This window comes from Hyphomicrobium sp. 99 (assembly GCF_000384335.2).
Classification (GTDB): Bacteria; Pseudomonadota; Alphaproteobacteria; order Rhizobiales; family Hyphomicrobiaceae; genus Hyphomicrobium_B.
The window spans coordinates 2,994,815-3,012,790 of record NZ_KQ031382.1; the positions used below are offsets into that span (position 1 = coordinate 2,994,815).

22 protein-coding genes are annotated in these 17,976 nt (G+C 58.2%); 12 read left to right on the forward strand and 10 right to left on the reverse strand.

The window, feature by feature from the left end; translation table 11 throughout:
* Window positions 1–176: 176 nt before the first annotated feature.
* The 3 genes from G359_RS14450 to G359_RS14460 all read left to right on the forward strand — a co-directional run bounded on the left by G359_RS14450 (window position 177) and on the right by G359_RS14460 (window position 2,625).
* Window positions 177–575: a hypothetical protein gene (locus tag G359_RS14450; protein ID WP_045836697.1), complete on the forward strand. Its 399-nt coding sequence runs from the start codon at window positions 177–179 to the stop codon at window positions 573–575.
* Window positions 544–1,578, forward strand: coding sequence for a toll/interleukin-1 receptor domain-containing protein (locus G359_RS14455; protein ID WP_052699396.1), 1,035 nt, complete (start codon window positions 544–546; stop codon window positions 1,576–1,578). The genes G359_RS14450 and G359_RS14455 overlap by 32 nt, the downstream gene beginning before the upstream one ends.
* A 702-nt stretch (window positions 1,579–2,280) precedes the next feature.
* A complete protein-coding gene (locus tag G359_RS14460) occupies window positions 2,281–2,625 on the forward strand; it encodes a zinc ribbon domain-containing protein YjdM (protein ID WP_045836698.1) in 345 nt (114 codons plus the stop codon).
* 301 nt (window positions 2,626–2,926) lie between these two features.
* On the opposite strand, the gene G359_RS14470 is transcribed toward G359_RS14460, so the two are convergent.
* Window positions 2,927–3,208 (reverse strand): hypothetical protein, encoded by a 282-nt coding sequence (locus G359_RS14470; RefSeq protein WP_245280043.1) that lies wholly within the window; start codon window positions 3,206–3,208, stop codon window positions 2,927–2,929.
* A gap of 746 nt (window positions 3,209–3,954) precedes the next feature.
* Here G359_RS14470 and G359_RS14480 point away from each other — a divergent pair.
* The 3 genes from G359_RS14480 (at window position 3,955) to G359_RS14490 (ending at window position 5,860) form a co-directional block, all read left to right on the forward strand.
* Window positions 3,955–4,335: a heme-copper oxidase family protein gene (locus G359_RS14480; protein ID WP_045836701.1), complete on the forward strand. Its 381-nt coding sequence runs from the start codon at window positions 3,955–3,957 to the stop codon at window positions 4,333–4,335.
* Window positions 4,336–4,427: 92 nt separating this feature from the next.
* Entirely contained in the window at window positions 4,428–5,594 is a 1,167-nt protein-coding gene (locus G359_RS14485; RefSeq protein WP_045838048.1) for a serine hydrolase domain-containing protein, read from the forward strand.
* Between the two features lie 71 nt (window positions 5,595–5,665).
* The gene (locus G359_RS14490) at window positions 5,666–5,860 is read left to right on the forward strand and encodes a hypothetical protein (protein ID WP_045836702.1); all 195 of its coding nucleotides are present in this window, start codon (window positions 5,666–5,668) and stop codon (window positions 5,858–5,860) included.
* Window positions 5,861–5,936: 76 nt separating this feature from the next.
* Here the strand turns inward: G359_RS14490 and G359_RS14495 are convergent, their stop codons facing one another.
* Window positions 5,937–6,224, reverse strand: coding sequence for a hypothetical protein (locus tag G359_RS14495; protein WP_045838049.1), 288 nt, complete (start codon window positions 6,222–6,224; stop codon window positions 5,937–5,939).
* Between the two features lie 218 nt (window positions 6,225–6,442).
* Between G359_RS14495 and G359_RS14500 the strand changes: the two genes are divergently transcribed.
* The 3 genes from G359_RS14500 (at window position 6,443) to G359_RS14510 (ending at window position 8,819) form a co-directional block, all read left to right on the forward strand.
* Window positions 6,443–6,796, forward strand: coding sequence for a bactofilin family protein (locus tag G359_RS14500; RefSeq protein ID WP_045838050.1), 354 nt, complete (start codon window positions 6,443–6,445; stop codon window positions 6,794–6,796).
* Between the two features lie 157 nt (window positions 6,797–6,953).
* The gene (locus G359_RS14505; protein ID WP_082072948.1) at window positions 6,954–7,661 is read left to right on the forward strand and encodes a carbonic anhydrase family protein; all 708 of its coding nucleotides are present in this window, start codon (window positions 6,954–6,956) and stop codon (window positions 7,659–7,661) included.
* Window positions 7,662–7,973: 312 nt separating this feature from the next.
* Window positions 7,974–8,819 (forward strand): SDR family NAD(P)-dependent oxidoreductase, encoded by an 846-nt coding sequence (locus G359_RS14510; RefSeq protein WP_045836703.1) that lies wholly within the window; start codon window positions 7,974–7,976, stop codon window positions 8,817–8,819.
* A gap of 90 nt (window positions 8,820–8,909) precedes the next feature.
* Here the strand turns inward: G359_RS14510 and G359_RS14515 are convergent, their stop codons facing one another.
* From G359_RS14515 to G359_RS14535, 5 genes are all read right to left on the reverse strand, one after another.
* Complete coding sequence (locus G359_RS14515; RefSeq protein WP_045836704.1) at window positions 8,910–9,170, reverse strand: hypothetical protein; 261 nt, start codon at window positions 9,168–9,170, stop codon at window positions 8,910–8,912.
* 317 nt (window positions 9,171–9,487) lie between these two features.
* Complete coding sequence (locus G359_RS14520; protein ID WP_045836705.1) at window positions 9,488–10,732, reverse strand: GGDEF domain-containing protein; 1,245 nt, start codon at window positions 10,730–10,732, stop codon at window positions 9,488–9,490.
* 326 nt (window positions 10,733–11,058) lie between these two features.
* Complete coding sequence (locus G359_RS14525) at window positions 11,059–12,330, reverse strand: MFS transporter (RefSeq protein WP_045836706.1); 1,272 nt, start codon at window positions 12,328–12,330, stop codon at window positions 11,059–11,061.
* Between the two features lie 47 nt (window positions 12,331–12,377).
* Entirely contained in the window at window positions 12,378–12,662 is a 285-nt protein-coding gene (locus tag G359_RS14530) for a hypothetical protein (protein WP_045838052.1), read from the reverse strand.
* Window positions 12,663–12,685: 23 nt separating this feature from the next.
* On the reverse strand, window positions 12,686–13,273 hold the full coding sequence (locus tag G359_RS14535) for a hypothetical protein (protein ID WP_045836707.1): 588 nt from the start codon (window positions 13,271–13,273) through the stop codon (window positions 12,686–12,688).
* A 188-nt stretch (window positions 13,274–13,461) separates the two neighbouring features.
* On the opposite strand from G359_RS14535, the gene G359_RS21025 reads away from it, so the two are divergent.
* Entirely contained in the window at window positions 13,462–13,593 is a 132-nt protein-coding gene (locus G359_RS21025) for a hypothetical protein (protein WP_256363861.1), read from the forward strand.
* 401 nt (window positions 13,594–13,994) lie between these two features.
* On the opposite strand, the gene G359_RS14540 is transcribed toward G359_RS21025, so the two are convergent.
* A complete protein-coding gene (locus tag G359_RS14540) occupies window positions 13,995–15,032 on the reverse strand; it encodes an energy transducer TonB family protein (RefSeq protein WP_045836708.1) in 1,038 nt (345 codons plus the stop codon).
* A gap of 209 nt (window positions 15,033–15,241) precedes the next feature.
* Between G359_RS14540 and G359_RS14545 the strand changes: the two genes are divergently transcribed.
* The gene (locus G359_RS14545; RefSeq protein ID WP_045836709.1) at window positions 15,242–16,063 is read left to right on the forward strand and encodes a DUF72 domain-containing protein; all 822 of its coding nucleotides are present in this window, start codon (window positions 15,242–15,244) and stop codon (window positions 16,061–16,063) included.
* Window positions 16,064–16,088: 25 nt separating this feature from the next.
* Here G359_RS14545 and msrB read toward each other — a convergent pair whose 3' ends face one another.
* A complete protein-coding gene (gene msrB / locus G359_RS14550; RefSeq protein WP_045836710.1) occupies window positions 16,089–16,505 on the reverse strand; it encodes a peptide-methionine (R)-S-oxide reductase MsrB in 417 nt (138 codons plus the stop codon).
* Between the two features lie 597 nt (window positions 16,506–17,102).
* Between msrB and G359_RS14555 the strand changes: the two genes are divergently transcribed.
* The gene (locus tag G359_RS14555; RefSeq protein ID WP_045836711.1) at window positions 17,103–17,387 is read left to right on the forward strand and encodes a hypothetical protein; all 285 of its coding nucleotides are present in this window, start codon (window positions 17,103–17,105) and stop codon (window positions 17,385–17,387) included.
* A gap of 102 nt (window positions 17,388–17,489) precedes the next feature.
* On the opposite strand, the gene G359_RS14560 is transcribed toward G359_RS14555, so the two are convergent.
* Window positions 17,490–17,921 (reverse strand): hypothetical protein, encoded by a 432-nt coding sequence (locus tag G359_RS14560; protein WP_045836712.1) that lies wholly within the window; start codon window positions 17,919–17,921, stop codon window positions 17,490–17,492.
* Between the last annotated feature and the right edge of the window lie 55 nt (window positions 17,922–17,976).

Consider the following 17,976-nt stretch of genomic DNA (forward strand, 5'->3'; position numbering starts at 1 on the left):
AGTACACATTCATATCGCCGCTCTCTTCGCTTGAGCGACGATATGAAGATTCGTTTTTTTGTCAATTGGGGTGCTTATTTGGGCCTGTAATCATTGAATTATTTTGTGGGCGTTGCCGCGCTTTTTGCTGTCTGAGCGATTTTGCCATTATCTAATCGTCCTGCAAACTCGCTTTCATGAAACGAGAACGCGTCAACCAAGCTCTCAAAATCGAGATGCAAATTGCCTCCACAAGAAGGCGACTCGCAGTGGCGATGACCACAGCAGCGAACTTGGAAAATCGTCTTCGACTACTCGAGGAACAGCAATTTAGGTTGAATGAAGAAAGTCAATTGCCACTCGGGCGATCGACGAGAAAAAACCAAAAAAAGTACACCGTCTGGTACAGCGTCCGCGAGGCTCTCAGGGACACTCTATCAGATGGCCTCACCACAGCCGAACTGCACCAAGCAGTTTGTGAAGAGCACCGAAACCTAAACATTATCACCTTTAGAGCCTATCTGCGCGAATTTCACTGCGTGAGACACTTACTCGATAAGAAACATGATCGCTGGCATCTGGCAAAGCACGCTTGAATGCCAAGACCCATCATTAGATCTTCAACTCGACAAACGGGGTAATATGTCTAAGGGACAAAAGATTTTCATATCATATTCCCACTTTGATGAGCATGCCTTGGAGCGATTCAACAAGCATCTCGCGATGCTAAAACGCGACGGCCTGATTTTAGAGTGGTTTGACCAGAAGATTCTGGCCGGGGGTGATATCGATTCAGAAATTTCCAAACATCTGGACGAATGCGAACTCTTCATTCCGCTGGTTAGCCCCGACTTCCTCGCATCTACTTACTGCTACGAAAATGAGATGACGCGAGCATTGGAGCGACATGATCGTGGCACTATGCGCGTTGTTCCGGTCATCATCCAGGCCTGTGAGTGGAAAGCATCTCCACTTAAAAAACTTAAAGCCTTACCAAGGGACGGCAAACCCATCGCCGATTGGAGGAACGAAAACAACGCTTGGCTGGATGTCGTCACCCAACTTCGCGACGTCGTTCATGAGCTGACAACAGCTCCGCGCAACGAACCTCGAAGTTCGCCTTCGCAAAAGGCAGAGCGAGCATCAAAATACAGAGTAAAACGTGATTTTGACGAAGTAGACAAACTGGAATTCCGACGGCGAGCGTTTTCAACGTTGCTCAAGTATTTTGCTGATGCCACCAAAGAAGTCGCCGAAGTCGAGAACATAAAGTCCCACTTCGCTTTAATTGGAGACGACGGCTTCACATGCACTGTCGTCAATCGTGCACGAAACCATGGCGTAGCTCACATCACAGTTTATTCAAATGGGCGACGCTTATCGTTTGGGGACATTGTCTATTCTTTCGCAGAGAGAGCAGATCGCAACTCCGCGCACGGCTGGTTTGAAATAGCGGCCGATGAGTACGAGTTATTTTTGGAGCGGAACGGCATGAACGGCATGCTGCGCGGAAGCGATACGGCGAGGCTCACTCCAGAACAGGCGGCTGCTGAATTATGGGATGAATTATTGGAAAAAACGGGAATTACTTATGCCTAGCACAATCCGCTTTCGTTGCAATAATTGTGGCCGTCGGTTTGAAACTGAGACCCTGACGGATGAAGAAAAAAGAAGGGCCGCTCGAGAGCAGCGACCGACTTATGCCGTGAGCTGTCCGGAATGTCGCCGGACCGATATCCGCCGCGGATGGGAATAAAAAATCTTATCCCCGCCCTCCGCACACGCAGCATAATCCCCTCACCCATCCGGCAAGGGCATCGCGCGAGGCGTCGCGCGGCGCTCGGGTGGGGCAGCCTCACCCGCTCGCGTCACGCGCGCGATGCGGACAAGGCGGAAGGCAGGTCCGCACGGGGTGAGAAACCCGTGTGCGGAACATCCCGCTTCATTAAGTGACCTGCCGGAACCCTGTTCTCAGGCTGTCACGGAGCGGACCGGTTCCGAGACTAAAATTGCGAAGACCCTACGCCGCGGAACCCGTCCGCTTCGTGCTTTTTTGATTGGCGCAACCGACTCGCGTTCCGCGAGCCGGCCGGTTGCGCACACCTGTTGCGTCATCCTTCGGTCCCCTCCGGGGAGCCAGCCGCCGTGCGCGTTTGTCGCTTCGCCGGTACGCCGCGCACCTGTTGCCTCATTCTCCGCAATTATGCACGAAAGAACCAACATCCGGGCGCGCCACGCCTCCGGGCTTCCGGCCGGCTCCCTGCAGAAGAGTCGCCGGGCGCAATCAAATAAAGGAACCTCATGAGCACGCTGCCACCCTGCCCAAAATGCTCCTCCGAATTCACCTACGAGGACCGCAACCTCTGCGTCTGCCCGGAGTGCGCGCACGAGTGGGATCCCCAATCGACCTCCGCGCGCGATGACGAGGACGCGAAGGTCTACCGCGACTCGGCGGGCAACACATTGCAAGACGGCGATACGATCATCGTCATCAAGGATCTGAAGCTGAAGGGCTCAAGCAAGGTCGTGAAAATGGGCACCAAGGTGAAGAACATCCGCCTTGTCGACAGCGATCACGACATCGACTGCAAGATCGAGGGCATCGGCCCCATGAGTCTCAAGTCCGAATTCGTCAAGAAGGCGTAGTCCTGCATAACGCTTTTGGCGCTTCTCGCGCTCCGCTTCCTTTTTTGTTTGCACACAGCGACTCCCCTCAGGCGAGCCGGCCGCCGTGTGCGTATGCGCGTGCGGCCGTTGGCGCACGCGTGCTGCTTCTCCCTTCGCAACATCAAACGCGCGGGGCGGCCGGCTCGACGAAGGAGAATAGCCCGGCGCCATCCGGCCGGCTCCGCAAAGCGGAGTCGGATGGCGCCAACAAAAAAACTCAAAAAGAAAAGCAGCGAACCGAAGTCCGCTGCTTGATCACTCCCGCTGCCATCAACTTCGATCAGTAGTCGGGTCCGTAATAGCCACCCGGACCGACGTAGATGCGGACGCCCGGACCGCGGTCATAATAGCCGTAATCGTCTCCGCGATAGCCGCGCCACGAATCGTCGTTTCCGCCATACCGGCGAAGATGTTCGCGATCCTGGCGGTTGAGATATCGGCCCTGGCGCTCCTTGGCGCGCGCGCCTTCCACACCAGCGATCGAATCCGCCTGCGCCATTGGCGCGACGAACGCCACGATCAACGCGGCTCCCGCCGCAGCCGTCCAATTCCTTTTCATCATCGGTCTCCCAATCGTCTCTCTCAAACTCACGGGTTAAACAGACGTCCTTGCCTGCATAGGGTGCCAACGCCATGCACGCGCGCCTGTTCCAACCCACCGGGCGGCGGAAAGACACACCCGGCGGAAGGGATTCGCGACGATTGAGCATGAAGCCATTCAGGCAGCAGAATAATCCCCGCCTCAGACTCAGCCGCTACAATCAGAAATGTGTACGCGTATCGTCTGGACCACGGCGAGGTCAGAACAGGGAACTTCGGCTCATTTGCCGAAGCCCCCAAGTCATCAGGCGACGGATGTAACTCCGCCGCCTGCTTTCGCGTCGCAATGCGCTGCGGTTTCGAATTGTATGGTCCGCAATAGCCGTTTTACTGGCCCACGCGATTCATGCGCCGATTGCCCTCGGGCCCGACGATGTGCCGCGATGGGCCGCCGTAGTGGCGCATAAAATCGCGTTGACGGGGGTTCAGTCGTTCTCCAGTCCGAGCCTTCGCGCGTGCGCCCTCAACACCCGACACCGACTGCGCATTTGCAATCGGCAGAGCGAACAACGCCACAGCTAGCGCGGCTCCTGAAGCGGCCATCCAGTTCCATTTCATCACTGAACTCCTTGTTCTATCTCCGGGCGGCGGGTAATCAGAGATTAATCAGCGGCCGGATGCGTTCGCGTATCGCAGGCAAACTCGATCTCTCCATCACCGTTCCAACGAAACGAACAGCAGTAGACGGACCACACAGGGGGAAACATCATGAAAGGTTTGGCGAGCCGATTCTTCGCGTCCGCGCTCATTTACGCCGTGCTCGGAATGTCGCTCGGCGTCATAATGGGCATGACGCATGATCACACGCAGATGCCGACGCACGCGCACATTCTCGTCATCGGCTGGGTGAGCTTCGCGTTATTCGGATTTTTTTATCACCTCTTCCCCGCAGCCGCCCTGACCCGCATCGCCACCGCGCAATTCTGGCTGGCCGAAGTGAGCCTGCTGACCATGGTCGCCGGCCTGTTGCTGATCTTTTCCGGCCGTCCGGAACTCGGCGAACCGTTCGCGGGCGTTGGTTCGATCGGCGTGCTTTTGTCGACGATCCTTTTCGCGATCAACGCCTGGCCGACAGTTCGGAGCAGCTGACGCGCGGTGGTTAACCATCGCTCAACCACATCCGTAGCGGATCGCACGTCATTCGGGCGATCCGAGATATCGTTATGGAAAACGGGTGTTCCATGCGTGTGCTCTTCGCCTTCCTCACCATGCTCGCGATCTTGGATTTCCCGGCGACCGTCCGCGCCGAGGACAGCCTGAACGCGCTCCTCGATCCGATCCGGACGAAATACCAGCTCCCCGCCATCGCGGCCGCCGTTATGAAAGATGGAAAGCTCGTCGCCGACGGCGCCGTCGGCGTCCGCGTTGCAGGCCAAGATATTCCGGTAACGATCGACGACCCCTTCCATCTCGGCTCCGACACGAAAGCGATGACGGCGACGCTCGCGGGCATGATGGTCGAGGAAGGCAAGCTTCGCTGGGATTCGACAATCCAGGAGGTGCTCGGCCCCATCCTTCCCGGCTTGCGTCCCAAGTTCGGCGCCATCACGCTCCGCGAGCTTCTCTCACACACAAGCGGTTTGCCGGCCGACAACGAAGAGATCGGCCGGCTCTATTTCAATCCCGACGCCGCCGACCATCCGCTGACAGACTGGCGACTGCGGATGATTTCAAACTGGGGCTCGAAACACGACCCGACCTTTGCGAATGCCGGAAAGTTCCAATACGCGAACCTCGGCTACATCATAGCCGGCGCGATGATCGAGAAGGCCTCGGGCAAGCCCTGGGAACGGTTGATGTTCGAGCGCATCTTCGTGCCGCTCGAACTTAAGTCCGCCGGCCTCGGCGCGCAGGCGACCTTCGGCGAGTACGACGCCCCCGTGGGTCACCGCATCGACGACAAGGGCAAGGTCACGCCCTTCCCGTGGGGCGAATCCGCCGATCTGCCGGGCTCCCTCGGACCGGCAGGCCTCGCACACATGAGCATCAAGGATTTCGCGACCTGGGCCGCATGGAACGCAGGCGAAGGCAAGCGTGGCCCCGCGCTCGTGAAGCCGGAAACGCTAAAGATCATTCACAAACCCGTCATCGATATGCAGATCAAGGACCCCAAACCTGGAACGCCGAAGACAGGTTCTTACGCGCTCGGCTGGGGGCTATCGAAATTTGATTGGTCGGATAAACCGCTGTTGACGCACAACGGCTCGAACGGCATGAACTTCGCGTCGATTCTGCTCGACGTCGATCATGATCTGGCGATCGTCGTGACGACCAATATCGCCGGCCCCCACGCCGATCCTGCTACACTCGATGTGATGAAGGCGCTCTATGCGAAGTATGCGCAGTGACGGAGGACTAGGACGGTAATCTCGGCGCAAGGCCTGCACTGCAAATTCAGAAAAAAGTCGGATCGATCTCCATGTACCACCTTCCCTTCTGGCAGCGGCTGATCATCACCATCGTCGCGATGCTGGCGGCGAGCTATCTCATCTCTCTCGGGTGGCAACAGCTGTTCGACTTTCCGCTCCCGATCTATCTCGGCGGCGTCATCGGCGGCCTGACGGCATTGCCTGTGTGGGATTTCCTGAAACGGATTAGACCGACCGGAGTGTGAGCAATTCCGCCGGCATCCCATCTGATGCGCGGAGGCCTCGGCATGGCATGATGACGAGGCCTCGCGATAACAATCTTTAATCGCGGAGTACCGACCGGATCTGGTCCTCGTACTGCTTCACCGCCTCGAGCGCCCGCGCCTTCATCACGGGATCCGAACCGGCATGCGAGGTGAAGCCCTCGATAGCCGCGCGTGCGTTGGTCACGATCGTTGTGGCGGACGCCTGGGGGTTCATCTCGCGGCTGGCAATCTTCTGCAGCAACTGGGTGAGGATGACACCCGTGGCAAGCGATAGGCCCGAGAGCTCGGCGACTTCGCGCTTCAAACCCGCGATTGCCTCTTTCGTGTCGATGTTGTCCGCCATGTCTCTCAAAGCTCCTTCACTACCGAATTCGGGGTTGCCTAATACGATTGCCCATAGGCGCGCAAGCCCACGTTCGCGGCAGGCTCCGCCCAGCAGCGTCGCGGTCGCCGAAAAAGAACGCGTGATGAACCTAGCCCCGTTCGCCAGCCCGAAATTTGCCACCAATGTTTCCAAAATTGCTGTCGCGGGAATGGGGCATCAGCTATGGGGCGATATCAATGATCGAGCGAAAGCCGGCAAGCATCGGCCGGACGCTTTCCATCCCGCGCAGCGCGACAATCGAAGGTGGCGTAGACTATCCAGGCCCCGTGGTCATCGAGGGAACCGTCCTCGGCGACGTTAATTGTCTTTCGCTCATCGTCGCAGAACGAGGCGTGATCGAAGGTACGATCAAGTCCGAGGAAGTGACCGTCATGGGCGAGGTCACCGGGGAAATATTTGCCAACCAGCTGACACTCAAGGCCGCGTGCTTGGTGAACGCGGATATTGTGCACAAACGGCTTTTGCTGGAAGACGGCTCGTTCTTCGAGGGCAAATCGCGCCGTCACACAGATCCGCTACAATTGCTATAGCGCGCAAAGAACTGCTCACCACCCTGCTTTGATTCTGCGGTTGCCATCAACAAAGTCTGCACTGGCGGGCGAATCCCGTGCATATACGCATGGGACAGGGACGCACTTCTATGTCTATGGTTCCGGCGCAGTCCCTTCGAACCGACGGAGGAAAGCTATGCTCTCACGGCGCCATTTTTGCTGCAGCGGTGCGATCGCCGCGAGTCTGTTCACCGTTGATCGGGCCCTTGCCGCCGACCAGTGCGAGGCATTTACGCGAACCGAACAGTCCGCGCTCACACCCGATGAGGCCCTGGCGAAGCTAAAAGAAGGAAATGAGCGCTTCATCGCTGGGAAGTCGCTCAATTGCGATCTCATGGCGCAAGTTCATGCCACAGCGCACGGACAGTATCCGTCCTCGATCGTGATCGGCTGCATCGATTCCCGCGTTCCGCCAGAACTGGTGTTCGATCAGCGCATCGGCGATATCTTTAGCGCGCGCGTCGCGGGCAACGTCGTCAACGACGACATCATAGGAAGCTCGGAGTTCGCGACCAAACTCGCTGGAGCGAAACTCATCGTCGTACTTGGCCACAGTGAATGCGGCGCCGTGAAAGGCGCGATCGACGGAGCCAAGCTCGGCTTGCTGACGGAGCTTCTCGCGAAGATCAAACCCGCCGTGGAAGCGAATAAGAATGCGCCCGGCGAGCACACCGCAAAGAACCACGAGTTCGTACAAGAAGTGGCAACCACGAACGCTAGGCTCGGAGCCGAAGATCTGACAAAGAAGAGCAGCGTGCTCTCCGATCTCGTGGCCGATAAGAAATTGAAGATCGTGTCAGCAATGCACGATATCGCCACAGGCCGCGTCACGTTCCTGGACTAATCGCCGGGCCACCCAAATGCCCCCGACCGGCTAACTGACCGCGTGCACGAATGGCAGGCGGCTTTGTCGCAAGCCATGCGCGACCAGAATCACCTCCGGCCCGGGGAGCCGGCCGCATCACATCGAACCTGCGAGCCGGCGGGTTCACAGACGAGATGCTTCGCGACCGGCACCGCGAGCCAGAAGCCGATGCCTCCCACTGAAGCACCGCCATGCCCGGCTCTCTGTTCCCTGGGGAACAGCGCGGCCTCGCCCACATGAAGCCCGTGGCGTAATATTGCCGGAAACAGCATCTGCAGCGGAGGTTTCATAATGCCAACGGTTCTCATCACTGGAACATCGTCCGGCTTCGGCCTCGTGACAGCTGTCGAGCTTGCAAAACGCGGCTGGGACGTCATCGCCACAATGCGGGATGTCGCTAAGCGAAAGCCACTCGATCTCGAATTGGCGGCTGCGGGCGTGAGCTCGAAGGTCCGCGTCGAACAGCTCGATGTGACGGATGCTGCATCGATCGATCGTGCGGTGGCGAGCCTCGATCTTCCCAATCATCCGCTCGACGCCGTCATCCACAATGCCGGCGTCGCCGTTGGCGGAGCGTTCGAGGATTTGGACGATGAGCACGTCCGTCGCGTCATGGAGGTCAATTTTTTCGGAGTGTTGGCGCTGACGAAGCGCTTGCTCCCCTCATTCCGCGCCCAGAGGCGGGGTCGCATCGTCATCATGTCGAGCGAAGCGGCCTTCGCCGGCCTGCCCGGTAACTCACCGTACGGCGCCGCGAAGTGGGCAATCGAAGGCTGGGCGGAATCGCTTGCCTACGAGGTCGAGCACTTCAACATCGATATCATTCTGATCGAGCCCGGCGCATATCGCACGAACATCTGGGAAAGTTCGCCGCGGGTGTTACCGAAGACGAGCGCCTATTATCCGCTTCTTCGTCACCTCGAGGTGACGGTCGACGCGCACGTCGCCAAAACAGCACGCGATCCCATCGAGGTCGCCAAAGCCGTCGCGAATGCTCTCGAATCCCCGCGGCCCCGATTTCGAAATCCGGTGGGACCGACGGCCAAGATCATGCACTTCACGCGCGGCAAACTGCCAAGCACCACGGTGCGGAAATTCTTTAGCCGATTTTTCTCACTGAATAAGGTTCGCTGGTAACCGCGTCCGGTGATTTAAGCATCGGGCACCAGCCGGAGCCGCCGCCCGCGTCGAGCAGGCGGCGGTTAGTTCGAAACGAGCTGACGCTGACTACTTCCGTTCGCGCTTGTATTGCTCGATGTCGGCTTGCGTGACCTCGGTCGATTTTCCGAGCGCCTGAATGCAGCCATCAGTCAGCATTTTGCGGTGCTCGCGCATGCACTGTCTTGCCGGTTCCGTGCCAACCTTGTGCTGGCTGCAATAGGCTGCGTAATCCGAAGAGCACGCATCCTTGACGGCTTGACTGACCGCGAAAGCACAACCCGACGACAAGCCAAGCGTCAACGCCGCCAGAATTGCGACCTTCTGCATATTGAATCATCCTTCAATGCTTTTCCCCTGACGCAACGCAAATGACCTGACGTTGTTCCGCGGTCAAGGGCGACAAACTGAAACGCAACAGGGCAAGAAGGATGTGAAAATAAACGACCGCGCTTAGCGCAGATCTGCAAACTTTTCTTGCATGAAGAATGCGCGCACGTTGCCCGAAGCTACACGAACCGCACAAGATATGTGCTCTCACGCATTAAAAGATGACACCTTCATCACGCGATCCGCGAGCGCACGCCGTGATCAAATTTTATACGATTTGAAAGTCTGGCGCTTCCGCGTCTCAATCTCGCGCGGCATCATTTCATGCGAAACTTACGGTCTGTCATATCGACGACGTCCGCGATCGGCAGTCGTGGTGAGACCTGATTGCGCCCGTTGCGTTTCGCCGCATAGAGCGCCGAGTCGGCTGCCGAAATGATGGCTCCCACCCGCACCTCCCGGCTTACGATGGCGGACGCCACGCCCATGCTCACGGTCACCACTTCGCCGAGCGCCAGCGCCGGATGAGGAATGGCAGCATCCTCGATGGCGCACCGGATACGCTCTGAAATTTTGATTGCGGTCGGCAGGTCTATTCCGCGTAGGACCAGGATGAACTCCTCGCCGCCGAATCGGAACGCCGCGTCGACATGATCTCGAAGTTCGCTTTGTATGATGCCGGCAACCCGCTTGAGGCAGACGTCGCCCGCCTGATGACCCGCGGTGTCGTTGAACGCCTTGAAATGGTCGATGTCGAGCAGCACGATAGCCAGCTCTTCACCAATAGCCTTGCACTGATTGCAGACCTCGATCACCTCATCGAGCGAGCGGCGATTGCGAAGTCCGGTCAACGGATCGCGGCGACTTTCGACGTCGAGATCGCGTCGCTGCAATCGCCCGCGCAGGGATAGGAGGAAGTTCATCCGCATCTCGCGCTCAAGCACATACGATGCGAAGATCGATAGGATGACGGCACAGCCGAAAACGGCGTTCGCCGAAACCTGAAATTCAAAGGGATAGGCGGGCAGCATTGCCAAGCCCACGGCGTGCATCGCGACGCATCCGAGGCAAGCCGCCACCGCGTACCAGAAACGTACACGCTGCACCATCGTGATGAAAAGCACGATGAGAATGATAATCTGGCGCTGAGCATCATGATGCGGACTATGGCCGATCAGCATCAAATAGAGGTTGCTTCCTCCGCCCAGGATGACCGCGCCGGCCGCCACCAGAAATTCGCGAACGGCAACAGGCGGGTTCAAAAACAGAGCCGCAATCAACAAAAATCCAATTGGCGTAATGATGCCGAGACGCAGCCCCACCGCCGTTTGAAAGGTATCGGGCGCGGTCAGCCAGTCCGATATCAAGAACAGATTGTAGAGAACAATGCCGAACAGCCCGCCGATCGCGAGCTGTCGGCACCGATCAGCGCCGACCTCGCGCTCGAATGCAGCCTCGAGTCGCCGGGGGAACATCAATAAGGGAAAGCCGGAGTCAATCGTCCTCTCGACAATCGTCGAGTCGATCCCGGCAGGTATTGTTTCGACGGTCACTCGGTCCATCATACGCAGTTCTGCTCAGTTTGCAGCTTGAGCAAAAGCAACGTTAAGGCCGGGCCCCTTAATAGGAGGTACACAGAATAGCTGATCAGAAGAGTCGAAATTTGTCAGTTATGAACATTTCCTAGAACCGGCCTCCATGTTGAGGACCGCTCAAAAAGGAAATGCCAGCCAACTGTTAGAAAATGCCGTTTCTTTTCAGATGACTAGAGCATCCGCAGTTTCTGAAGAAATCCGGATACATCGGCCAAGTTTCGATTAAGAAAACCAAAAGCGATTACCCAACCCTGCAGCGGATTTTTAGAAGAATGATTGCAGGATGCTTAATGTCATTCATGAACGACTGCTTCATCGAGCATCGCAGCGCGCGTCCGTCCTGGTCTAGAGCGGAGGCCCGGCTTGACCAGTAGAAGCAGAAGGCCCGCCACGAGGATCATTCCGCTCGCAGCCTGAAAGGTCGCGCTGAACGGTATGTGCTGCTCCTTCAAACGGCCGCCGACATAAGTCATGACGCCGCCGGCCGTCGTACCTGCAAAATTCAACAGACCGTACGCGGTCGCCCGGAAGCGAAAATCGACGACCGTGCATGTTGCCGGCATCAGGTTGGCATCGAGAAATCCCTGCGACATGCCCGCAACGACGATGCACCCGAGAATGATCGGGACGTATTCAACGGCTCCCATAAGAAACAGACAAGGCGAAGCGATGATAAACCCAATCGCTGGCACCAGAGCGCGCGCCCGCACATTCCATCCCGCCCACCAGTCCGAGACATTGCTCGCGATCAGCATTCCGAGAAACGCCGCGCCGTTGAACGTCATCGGGCCGTAAACCCCGGCCCACGCCGGATCGACGCCGAGTTCGGACCGGAAGAACTCCGCGAGCCAGTTCCGAACCGGCCAATAGGCGGCGCCGTCCAGCACGTTCATCGCGAGCAGCAGGAGAAAGCCCGGCGTCGATAAGAGTGACGCGAACGCGGACGCCCCCGTCGAAGGAGCGTTGACATCCTCCCGAGCAGCTGAAGCCTCGACCTCTACCCGAGACGGAAAAATAATCGTCAGCAGAAGCGCGTAGGCGACTCCGATACCGCCGATGATGAGAAAGACCGGGCGCCATCCGAACGCTTCGGCCATGAAGCCGCCGAGACCTCCGAGCACCGAACCCGCGTAGACCCCACTCAAATGCAAGCCCGTTGCCCGGCTGCGCGTCGGTCCGCGATGATATTCGACGATCAACGCGACCGCCGCCGGCATATAGAAGGCTTCACTAACGCCAAGGGTCGCGCGCGCAGCAAGCATGCCCCAGAATGAGGTGACGAGACCGCTCGCAAAGGTGGCGACGGACCAGACGACGAGACTGGCCAAAATGACCTTCTTCTTGCCGACGCGATCAGCGACGTACCCGGCGAGCGGGGAGCAGAAGCCGTAAACCCAAAGGAAAACCGACGACAAGAGGCCGAATTTCTCGTCACCGAGATGGAGATCGGCCTTGATGTGACCAGGCATCGTAACGACGAGTTGCCGGTCGAGATAATTGAGCAGCGCGACAGCCCACAGCAAGCCGACAATCGCCCACGCCGTGCGGCTCGCTTTTGTCGTCATTCCCCGTCGCGCCCCGATCCCCGTCGCGACTTACGCCGAAGCGAGCCTCACCGCAACCGGTAGCAATTGTGAAAGACGCGCGGAGATCGCGTGACGTCGTAACCGGCCAGGCATTGAACGAGATAATTTTCGTTGGGTTTCTTGAACAGGATGAAGGTCGAACGGTTGTCGGAGTTGCTGGCGTAGCCCGCGATCTGCCAGCCCGCTGTCATCAGCTGCTCGATCGATCCGGCGGATTCATCCGAGATCGCATCGGCGTCGGCAGCAGCGACGGAAACAACCGACGAGATCGAAATACCAGCAATGAAAACGGCGAACGCGCGAGTGAACATCGCATGATCTCCCGGCATAGAGTTCAGCTGCCGGAAGTGAGCGCCTCATGAGAACGCAGTCTCCGGCAATCCGATGATACCATGTTGAAGCCGAGTAGTCCCGCTACCGTGACCTGCCACGGAAGCAACAGGACAACACCGCCATCGTAATAATTCGTCGCCGGCAACAGCAGACCGAGCAAAGCTCCGGTCACGACCAAGCTGGCGCAAGCAAGCTTCGTTCTTAACGACGGCACGTAGACAGCTGCCCCCGCCCAGGTGATACCCGCTCCCACCAAGCCCGCAACGAAGCCCGCGAAATATGATTTCAAAAAACTCGGCCCTGTCGCCTCAAATAGCGGTCCGTCGATCTGGATCGCGACGTTGACCGCCGCTTCCCACGCAACCCACGTCGTCAAAATGACCGTGATCGCACTGCCGGGAGAAACGTTTCCAAATCGCCAAACTCCGAGACCAACAACGAGGCCGAACCACAATCCGGTCAAAACCAGATAGAGGCCCGGTTGTGGCGCGGCCCCATAGTTGCCGCCAACGATTTGGCTGCCGAGAAGCGCCGACAGCGCTCCGCAGACGGCGAGAACGAACGCGGGATGGCGGAGAAGCGCTGACATTTAAGAGCACTCGCCGAGATGACATCGATCGGATTAAAGCGCGTCGCGATGGCTAGAGAATGTTCGAGAAAAGGCCGTGCGCTGTCTATTCAGCGAACTTGGTAACCAGGGAACAACCTTAATCGACTAGACGTTACTCGCCTACGCTCATTCATTCCTGCCTAATCAGTCACACCGGGAGAAGTCCAATGAAAGTCGCTGCTCTTGGAATATGCATTGCCGCGTTGATGCTCGGAGCCTGCCGTCGTGAAACGCCGGAATACACACCGATGAAGCTCGGTGGACCAGCATCGGTTTCTCAAGACGCTACGCAGCGCTAACACATCACTTCCTGCAGTAATTTCACGTTCAATTCGTAGTTCAGCATCAATAAAGTGCAGCGCCGGCGCCACGCATTGCGCGTATCGTCAGCGCTGCTTCACTTTGGCAATTGAGACAGCACCCGAGTCGAACGTACGCTTGTTTCAACGTCTGAAAAAACTTTTCGGGGTCACGCACAAGTTGGGATCGAGCGGCAGATCAGCTGCCGCATCGGTGGACGATTTGGAGCGATCATGACGGAAAAGACCGACGCTATCTTTGCCATTGCTCTCCTCATCTTGACGATCGTCGGTTTGGCTATCTCATCAGCCGCGCACGCTGACGAGGCGCGCTTCCTTACATATCTTCACTGATCAAATTTTATTACGGCGCTCGAGCGCGACCCGGTTAGTCGCCCGTATCAGTCGTAGATATACGTGACCATGAACGTGCGGTCGGCAAGATTGGAACCGGCCGGCGGTATCGGATAGCTCGTCTGCTTGGCGGCGAACACCACGTCCTGATTGAGCGACGGATCCTTCGCGCCTGAGAGCAACTTGACCTCGACGACATTGCCGCTTTCCGAAAGCAGAATTCTCACCGTGACGCGGCCAAGCGCGTTGGTGAGCTGCGGCATGGTCTGCTGTAGCGCACGGATCACCGCCCGCGCGAAAGCGTCATTAAGGCCGGATCGCGTAATACCGGGCGGCCGTTGAAACGCAGCCCCGCCGCCTCCACCGAACGACGGCGCCACCGGTGCCGAAAGATCGAGAGCCGCAAGATTCTGCTTTTTCGCCTTCGCCGGTGGCTTGGGCGCAGGCTTGGCGGCCTTCTTCGTCTCAGGCTTCGGTTCAGTCTTGGTCTCGGGCTTCGCCTCAGGATTGGGCTTCGGCTTGTCCTGGCTCTGCATCTTCGACGGATCTTCATTCTCAAGCGAGAACAGATCCGGAGGATTGCTGTCCGGGCTCGTATCGTCGAGCTTGGCGACCGCCTGCTCCGGCTTCACAGGGTCGGGCTCCGCCGTCTCCTCCGGAACGGGAGGCGTCTCGGGCTGGGGCTTCTCCTGGGCTTGCGGAGGCGGCGGCTGGGGTTCGGACTGAGGCTCTTGCTTGGCCTCTTCCGGCTTCGGCGTAGGAACAGGCTGCGGCGGCGGCTTCGCCTCCTGCGTCGGAGCAGGTGGGCCGGGCGGTGGCGTGACCGGCTCATCCGCCATCGCGCGATCTTTGAGATCGGACTCTGTCACCAGCGAAACGCTGATCGCATCGTCGGCGCCAGTCTCGCTGCCTAGACGCTTTGGATTGCCGTGCGTGATGGCGCTTATGAAAAACGAAGCGTGGAATATCACTGCACACGCAAGCGCGATGTAGAAATTCCGCTCGCGGTTCGACGTGCCCGCGCCCCAGCGCGCGAAGCCCGCAACAGAAAGACCAGCCGTTGTTCCCACGTCTTCGGCAGTCATATTTCTATGTTCGATCCCAACGGTAGCTAATTTCAATTCTTGCCCCGGCCCGAACCAGAGATGATAGTTGATCGGCGGAAAAACGCCGAGATGGCATGTAAGCGATTATCTGTGATGCGCCCTGAGGTCGCGGGAAAAAGACCGTCGCATTCAAACTAGGCGATTCGCTGAAGCTGGTGATTGGAGCTCTCGCATCATGAAGGCGCCCTATGTCCCGTAAAAAGAAGGAAACTGGGGGGGAAATCCGCGCCGGCATCGGCGGTTGGACATTCGAACCCTGGCGCGGCGTTTTCTATCCCGACGGCCTTCCCCATGCAAAAGAGCTGGAATACGCTAGCCACCATCTTGCCACGATTGAGGTCAACGGCACCTACTATCGAACGCAGACGCCGTCGACGTTTGAGAGCTGGGCGAAGCAAAGTCCCGATAATTTTGTCTTTTCCTTGAAAGGTCCGCGCTTCACGACGAACCGTCGCGTCCTGGCGGAAGCGGGAGATTCCATCCAGCGCTTTATCGATTCGGGCATAACCGAACTCGGATCAAAGCTTGGTCCCCTGCTTTGGCAATTCGCGCCGACGAAAAAGTTCGACGAAGCGGACTTCGGCGCTTTCCTCGATCTCCTACCCGCGAAGGTCGGGGGGCACGAGTTGAAGCATGCAGTCGAACCGCGTCATCCGTCTTTTTGCACACCGGAGTTCATAAAACTCGCGCGGAAGGAGTCCGTCGCCATCGTCTTCGCCGATCACGCGACTTACCCTGCAATCGCCGACGTCACGAGCGACTTCGTATACGCGCGGCTGCAGACCGGTAACGACTCGATCCCAACGGCATACAAGCCGAAGGTACTCGACCAATGGGCCGAACGCGCGAAAGCTTGGGCCTCCGGCGGCGCGCCTCCCGATCTTCCGATCATCGACGCGAGCGCAAAGCCCACGCATTCGCCGCGCGATGTCTTCATCTACTTCATTCACGAAGGCAAAGTGCGCGCTCCGGCTGCCGCAATGGCGTTTCAGGAGCGCGTCTCAGGCTGAGAGCCTGATCGCGGGTCAACGGCGGCTACTTCTTAGCCGCCGCGTCTCCGTCTTCATCGAGATTAAGACAGACGGAGTTGATGCAATAGCGTTTCCCGCTCTCCGTCGGGCCATCATCGAAAACGTGGCCGAGATGCGAGCCGCAGCGCGCACACGTGATCTCAGTGCGAACCATGCCGTGCGTGGTGTCGGTATGATATTCGACCGCCCCCGGAAGCGCCTCGTCGAAGGACGGCCAGCCAGTTCCGGAATCGAACTTTGCATCGGATGAAAACAGCGGGTTGCCGCAAGCCGCGCACGTGAACGTGCCGTCGCTATCGACCTCGAGATATTCGCCCGTGAACGGCCGTTCCGTGCCCTTCTCGCGTAGCACGCGATACTGCTCAGGCGTCAATCGCTTGCGCCACTCGGACTCGTCCACCGGCATCGATTTCTTTTCCATGCGCCCTATATCCGTCAACTGCTGTTGAGCTGCAAGTGGATACGCTGCGGCGTCGGCAATCGTTACCTGCGGGCGCGCCAGTCGGGCCTACGAAGATAGAAAGGTCTCGGCGGAGGTGCTCGCTCGTAGCAAAATCGCGAATAGCAGCCGCTCGGCCATCCCCATCGATCCATCAGATCCGCATTCTCGGGCGTCAACCGCCCCGCACGATATTCGGCACGAGCATGCTCGACGTCGAATATTGAATCCCCAGCCGCGGCAGCATTGGAGAGCATCACGGCTAGCAGAAAAGGAGCAGCGATGCGCAGTGCAGTCCTCATAACCCATTCCTTGTTCCGAGATGTTCAGCGGCCGGCGTAACAGCCCAGAAGCTAGCTCGCTCGGCTAAGCTCTGCTCCGACAAGCCGAAACGTGGTGAGCAATGAGTTTCGATGGCGCGACGAAATCATCAGAAATGGCATAAGCCCTGGCTGTTCCACGCGCACTCGATGCCTCGCCATTGCCACGTTGGTGGAGCGAATCTGGTAAACAGGGAGAATAAATCCGGGGCTCCGTGGCGACGCCGTGCCCCTTCGCCGAAACAATGAGGAGCACATCATGTCGGACCGGACCCAACTCGCTATTGGCCGCAATTCGATATCCGTACCTCGCATGACGAAAAGGCTCGTTGAAGCCGTCATCGCAACAGGACTGACTTCGCTCGTCGCATTCGTCATCTTGGTCTTGAACAACGTGCTGACCAACAGGGGCGGATGGCTCGAAGGCTTCGACGTTTGGCGCGCCTTCATGCGTCAGCCCGCGATCCTTGGAACGATGTTTCTGACGGCGCTTGTCACAGTCATGTTTCTGACATGGCAGCGCGATCGCCTCACGAAGCGCTGAACTGGCTTACTCTATTTCGTGAAATAAAAAAAAACGGCGAGATGAAAATCTCGCCGTTGCCGTTTCAGGAGAGTCGTTCGTGGAGAGGCGCTGCAGCGCTGACTATTTCTTCAGCGAAGCGTTGCACTGGCTGTAATAGCCGCCACCCTTCTGGATCCACTTGAGACCGCCGTTGGCGTTATTGGCCTTGTTGGCTCTGTATTGATCGAGGCAGGTGTGCATACGAGCCTTGCCTGCCGTCTCCTTGGAATATTTCGAATCGACCGCCTTCGGGAAAACGGCCCCGCCGGAAGGCGCCGCGGTCTCGGTTTTGGCCGCGGGCTTTTCCTCGGTCGTGGCAGGTGCCGCCGTATCAGCACCGGCGCACTCTTTCTTCCGGAATTCGTTCCAGGTCTCGCCGTTCAAAGTGCCGGCAGACTTCGCTGCCTGGTACTTCACGCTGCATTCTTTGGTCGAAAGTGCAAAGCTCGGTCCGGCGCCCACGGCAGCAAACGCCGCGAACACAGCTGCCGATACGAGAAAGCGTGAGGTCATCTGAAGTCTCCTTGGACGGCGATGAATAAACCGGCCCACTACAAATCGATATCCC

Excerpts from the sequence above, each read along its gene's own strand:
- G359_RS14450 (WP_045836697.1), top strand. The coding sequence starts at position 177 with ATGAAACGAGAACGCGTCAACCAAGCTCTCAAAATCGAGATGCAAATT.
- G359_RS14455 (WP_052699396.1), top strand. The coding sequence starts at position 544 with ATGATCGCTGGCATCTGGCAAAGCACGCTTGAATGCCAAGACCCATCA.
- G359_RS14460 (WP_045836698.1), top strand. The coding sequence starts at position 2,281 with ATGAGCACGCTGCCACCCTGCCCAAAATGCTCCTCCGAATTCACCTAC.
- G359_RS14470 (WP_245280043.1), bottom strand. The coding sequence starts at position 3,208 with ATGATGAAAAGGAATTGGACGGCTGCGGCGGGAGCCGCGTTGATCGTG.
- G359_RS14480 (WP_045836701.1), top strand. The coding sequence starts at position 3,955 with ATGAAAGGTTTGGCGAGCCGATTCTTCGCGTCCGCGCTCATTTACGCC.
- G359_RS14485 (WP_045838048.1), top strand. The coding sequence starts at position 4,428 with ATGCGTGTGCTCTTCGCCTTCCTCACCATGCTCGCGATCTTGGATTTC.
- G359_RS14490 (WP_045836702.1), top strand. The coding sequence starts at position 5,666 with ATGTACCACCTTCCCTTCTGGCAGCGGCTGATCATCACCATCGTCGCG.
- G359_RS14495 (WP_045838049.1), bottom strand. The coding sequence starts at position 6,224 with ATGGCGGACAACATCGACACGAAAGAGGCAATCGCGGGTTTGAAGCGC.
- G359_RS14500 (WP_045838050.1), top strand. The coding sequence starts at position 6,443 with ATGATCGAGCGAAAGCCGGCAAGCATCGGCCGGACGCTTTCCATCCCG.
- G359_RS14505 (WP_082072948.1), top strand. The coding sequence starts at position 6,954 with ATGCTCTCACGGCGCCATTTTTGCTGCAGCGGTGCGATCGCCGCGAGT.
- G359_RS14510 (WP_045836703.1), top strand. The coding sequence starts at position 7,974 with ATGCCAACGGTTCTCATCACTGGAACATCGTCCGGCTTCGGCCTCGTG.
- G359_RS14515 (WP_045836704.1), bottom strand. The coding sequence starts at position 9,170 with ATGCAGAAGGTCGCAATTCTGGCGGCGTTGACGCTTGGCTTGTCGTCG.
- G359_RS14520 (WP_045836705.1), bottom strand. The coding sequence starts at position 10,732 with ATGGACCGAGTGACCGTCGAAACAATACCTGCCGGGATCGACTCGACG.
- G359_RS14525 (WP_045836706.1), bottom strand. The coding sequence starts at position 12,330 with ATGACGACAAAAGCGAGCCGCACGGCGTGGGCGATTGTCGGCTTGCTG.
- G359_RS14530 (WP_045838052.1), bottom strand. The coding sequence starts at position 12,662 with ATGTTCACTCGCGCGTTCGCCGTTTTCATTGCTGGTATTTCGATCTCG.
- G359_RS14535 (WP_045836707.1), bottom strand. The coding sequence starts at position 13,273 with ATGTCAGCGCTTCTCCGCCATCCCGCGTTCGTTCTCGCCGTCTGCGGA.
- G359_RS21025 (WP_256363861.1), top strand. The coding sequence starts at position 13,462 with ATGAAAGTCGCTGCTCTTGGAATATGCATTGCCGCGTTGATGCTCGGA.
- G359_RS14540 (WP_045836708.1), bottom strand. The coding sequence starts at position 15,032 with ATGACTGCCGAAGACGTGGGAACAACGGCTGGTCTTTCTGTTGCGGGC.
- G359_RS14545 (WP_045836709.1), top strand. The coding sequence starts at position 15,242 with ATGTCCCGTAAAAAGAAGGAAACTGGGGGGGAAATCCGCGCCGGCATC.
- msrB (WP_045836710.1), bottom strand. The coding sequence starts at position 16,505 with ATGGAAAAGAAATCGATGCCGGTGGACGAGTCCGAGTGGCGCAAGCGA.
- G359_RS14555 (WP_045836711.1), top strand. The coding sequence starts at position 17,103 with ATGTCGGACCGGACCCAACTCGCTATTGGCCGCAATTCGATATCCGTA.
- G359_RS14560 (WP_045836712.1), bottom strand. The coding sequence starts at position 17,921 with ATGACCTCACGCTTTCTCGTATCGGCAGCTGTGTTCGCGGCGTTTGCT.